Raw genomic sequence first — 4166 nt, 5'->3', positions numbered from 1 at the left:
TGGTCGAAGTGCATGATCTCGATCTTCTCGGTCTCCTTCATGTGTGTCCTCCCATCACATGTGCGCGATTCTATACATCGCGCTTCTTGCTGATACCAATTATAGCCATACGATTGCTCATTATTTAATACCAATCTAAACTCACGCAGATTTACGGCGAACGGTCGGTTTCCTCGCCCGAGTGGTATTACAACGCCATTAGTTGTCTAATTCGAGCAGCACTGCAACGAACACTCCGCAACTCGCCACCTAAAACTACGTTGCGCCAAACCCGCTCTAGTGTTTCCGGCGCAACCTCGCAGTTCGGTTATTCGGCTTCCATCTCTGCTATCACACGACGATACATATCGATAACCTGAGTTGTCGCCTTAGACGGATCCTGATAGTAGCGGCCGTCACACGTCTCGGCCGAGGCATAGCCCGTATAGCCGTGGCGCATGAGCGCCTCAAGGTCGGCACGCATATCGCGCTCGCCGTCGCCCCAGGCAAGATGCGTCGTGCCGCCGCCGACATCCACAAAGTGGGTGTGGACGATCTTGTCGCCCAGGACCTCAAAGTAGCCGTCGATTGTGTCGCCGGCAACTTCCATGGCGCCAAAGTCGATACAAGCCTTCAGGTTGGGACGATCGACCGCCTCGAGGATGCGCGCGACGTCCTGCGCGGTGTTGACCAGCACGGACTCCGACGGCTGCAGCGCCTCGAGCGCAACGCGAATGCCGCGCGTATCGGCATAGTCGCATACCGAACGCAGCATGGCAACGCTGCGGGCCCAGGCGTCCTCAGCCGGCTCGTCCAGATAGGCCCAACCACTCGTCACCAGAATCTGCGGCGCACCCAGCTCAACGGCAACGTCAATGACATTCTTAAAGTACGAGAGTATGCGCTTTTGGCCCGCCTCACCACGCACCGCGACATTCCACGGCTTGGGGTTGTTCTGCTCGGGGCACACGCACACGATCTTGATGCCGTACTGGGCGGCAAGATCGCGAATCTTATCCACCGAATCGTGCTCGTGGCAATCCACATACAGGTGCATCGAGCCAGTCCACAGCTCGATATTGCGATAACCCGCCTCGCCTGCAGCCTTAAAGAACGTCTCGATGCTGTAGTAACGATGGTTGATGTTCATGAGCGAAAGCTCGGGTACGGCCATAGTCCTCCCCTTTCGTACGGGCTTTTAAAAAACAGGGGGCTGCCGCACATGCGACAAGCCCCCAAAGATCGACGCAACCGTTAGACGCGATGGAAGCGCGATTTAAACATATTAGGCAAGCACGCCAAAGAAGGCACCGATGATGCCGATGACCATGGTGCAGAGAATCAGGACCATCGGGTTGATCTTCTTGGAGAGCAGCCAGTAGTAAATCCAGAAGGCGGCCATGCCGAGCATGCCGGGCATGATGCCGTCCAGGATGTCCTGGAGGGTCTGGGCGGAGTCGCCCTGACCGATGGCGACGGGCAGCGAAGCCCAGAACATGTCCTTGCTCATGGCGCCGACCACCATGACGCCGACGATGCCGACGCAGGCCATGATCTTTTGCATCAGACCGGTCTTCTGAGCCTCGTTGAGGAAGCCAATGCCCAGTTCATAACCCTTGATAGCGCCAAAGATACGAATCAGGAACGCCGGGATGTTATAGATGAGCAGGAAGGCGATGGGGCCAAAGGCGTTGCCGGCCTGGCACAGGCTGATGCCCACGGCAGCGGCAACAACGCGCAGGGTGGACAGGAAGAAGGAGTCACCCAGACCGGAAAGCGGGCCCATGAGGGCGGCCTTGATGTCGTTGACGCTCTCGGGCTCAACCTCGCCGCGAGCGACCTTCTCTTCCATGGCCATCGCGATGCCGCCCACGAAGGGAGCGAGCTGCGGGGTGATGTTGAAGAATGCGCTGTGACGGTGCAGGGCCTCGGCGTAATCGTCGGGACGGCCGGCATAGATCTTCTTGAGCATGTTGGCGACCATCAGGCAGAAGGCAATGTTCATCTGCTTGTAGTAGGTCCAGGAGAACTCCATGCCCAGAGCGCCGGTGCTCAGAGAGCTCTTAATGAGGTCGGAGCGAGTAATCTGGTTCTCGGAATTAGAAGTCATCGTCCTCATCCCCTTCCACAGAAAGCTGGGGCTGGGCGCCACCAAGGCCCAGCAGGTCGAACTTGTTGATGCCGATGATGATTGCGATCAGAGCGACGCCGAGGACGGGCACGTTGGCATAGGAGCACATCAGGAAGCCCAGGAAGTAGAACGGCACGAGCTGCTTGGTAAGCACCAGACGACCGAGCATTGCGAAGCCCATGGCAGGCAGGATGTTGGCTGCGACGCCAAAGCCATCAAGGACAAACGTCGGGATGAAGTCGAGCAGACCCTGAACGGCGTCAGCGCCAAGATAGAAGGAGACGGAGCACAGGAAGAAGGCCAGGGCGACAATCACAAGACCGATAACCCAGTGCATAGCGTAGATACCCTTGAGGTTACCCTTGCTGGCAAAGACGTCGGCGCGGTCGACCAGAAGGGGCATACCGGCGTTGATGACGTTCTTGATGGCCAGGCACAGGGTGGCGATGGGCATCGCGAGCGCGATAGCGGCCTCAGTGCTCTGGCCCAGCTGAATAGCGAAGGCGCAGGCGAGCACGCCGCCAATCGTCTCATCAGGTGGCACGTAAGCGCCGATGGCAATAGAACCCATGAAGAGCAGCTCGAGGCTCGCGCCGATGGCGAGGCCGGACTGCAGGTCCCCGAGGACTATGCCGACGAGCGGGCACAGAACGATCGGGCGGAACGCATAGAGCGTACCGAGCTGATAATCGAGCTTACCGAAAGCAGCGATAAGTCCGATGAGGATCGCTTGAACAAGCATTGTTCCTCCTTTTGATCCCTCTTGGATCCGGTCGGCGATTCCCGACTTGTCAGCGCGCCCTTTTCCATGCCGACAATCGCCTAGGCAGATCCAGCTTGTACCGGCGTGCTGTTAACACCTAAACCGGTACAAATGATTTCATACCAATTATATAGTCATGCAGAAACTATTTAATACCAATCGCTCAACGGGCAGGTACTTCCGGTGAACGGTAGGTGGACTACCGGGTAAAGCGTTTATCCGCTACTCCACGGATAGGGCAGCACCATGCGTGCCGCCCCGTGGTCCCAAGTTACAGGACACTCATAGCGTCGACCTTGGGGTCATCGGCCAGAGCGCGAATCTCGACCTCGACACCACGACCGACGAGCTCGCGGATTTCCTCTTCCTCGGCGGCGGTCACAAAGACCTGACGCGAAACCTGGCGGGCGTCGGGACGCTGTTCGTCCTTGGACTTGGTGTTGCCCAGGTTGATCGAGGTAATCTGCGGGCAGCCGTCGGCAAGCTGCTTGGCCTCGGCGATGCTGGCGACGCAGATGATCATCTTGTACTTATCAGTGACACCAGAGTTAATTGCCTCGATGGCGTGTTCCATGTCCTTGATGACGAGCTTGGCGTTGGCCGGCTTGCCCATCTTGAGCGTGGTCTTCCAAACGGGATCGTTGGCAACCTTGTCGCCGACGCAGAAGATGCAGTCGGAGCCCAGGCCCTGGACCCAAGAGACGGCCACCTGGCCATGAAGCAGACGATGGTCGACGCGAAGCAGTTGAATCATGATTGACCCCCAAAGGTCTCATGCCGGAAACCCGGCCCCATTAATAGCAGGCGGAGACTAGAACTCTTCCTCGTCATCCGCATCGGTCAGCAGATCGTTGACAAACTTGACGCGCGTGTCGTCAGCCGCGATTATCTCGCGGATAACCTGATCGGCGGGAGCCTCCTGGTCCGAGAACAGTAGCTGGATCAGCAGCGGCAGGTTCATGTTGGCGACAAGGTAGGTGTTGGGACGCGTCTGAACGATCTTGGTGAACTCGTTGTTGACGCTACCGCCAAACAGGTCGGTGCACACGATCACGTCATCGGCAGGGTCGATGGTCGCCAGCAGCTTTGCGGCCTCCTCGGCGACGTCGGTGCGACCGTCGACAAACATCGATAGATCGTGAACGTTATCGCGCGCGCCCGAGAGCAGCTCGGTGCTCTCTTTAATGCCGGTCGCAAAATGCGCGTGGCTGGCGAAGATGTATTGCCTCATTACAGTTTCCCCCAAATGGAATTAGTAGTCGAACTGGTGGTAGTAGCGGCGGTACTTGAGGT

At 57.9% G+C, this 4166-nt stretch carries 5 protein-coding genes; all 5 read right to left on the bottom strand.

All coding sequences use genetic code 11. The annotated features are described in order from the left end of the window. Positions 1 to 307 precede the first annotated feature (307 nt). Positions 308 to 1153 (bottom strand): sugar phosphate isomerase/epimerase, encoded by an 846-nt coding sequence (locus DWV20_RS09695; RefSeq protein ID WP_055252639.1) that lies wholly within the window; start codon positions 1151 to 1153, stop codon positions 308 to 310. 111 nt (positions 1154 to 1264) lie between these two features. Further along, positions 1265 to 2089: a PTS system mannose/fructose/sorbose family transporter subunit IID gene (locus tag DWV20_RS09690; RefSeq protein ID WP_369831513.1), complete on the bottom strand. Its 825-nt coding sequence runs from the start codon at positions 2087 to 2089 to the stop codon at positions 1265 to 1267. Next, positions 2079 to 2852, bottom strand: coding sequence for a PTS sugar transporter subunit IIC (locus tag DWV20_RS09685; RefSeq protein ID WP_117636066.1), 774 nt, complete (start codon positions 2850 to 2852; stop codon positions 2079 to 2081). The genes DWV20_RS09690 and DWV20_RS09685 overlap by 11 nt, the downstream gene beginning before the upstream one ends. 292 nt (positions 2853 to 3144) lie before the next feature. Further along, entirely contained in the window at positions 3145 to 3627 is a 483-nt protein-coding gene (locus DWV20_RS09680) for a PTS sugar transporter subunit IIB (RefSeq protein WP_117636067.1), read from the bottom strand. 57 nt (positions 3628 to 3684) lie between these two features. Continuing rightward, a complete protein-coding gene (locus tag DWV20_RS09675) occupies positions 3685 to 4104 on the bottom strand; it encodes a PTS sugar transporter subunit IIA (RefSeq protein WP_117636068.1) in 420 nt (139 codons plus the stop codon). Between the last annotated feature and the right edge of the window lie 62 nt (positions 4105 to 4166).

Source organism: Collinsella sp. AF02-46-1 (assembly GCF_003465825.1).
Lineage (GTDB): Bacteria > Actinomycetota > Coriobacteriia > Coriobacteriales > Coriobacteriaceae > Collinsella.
This window is presented reverse-complemented; position numbering and strand designations above follow the sequence as displayed.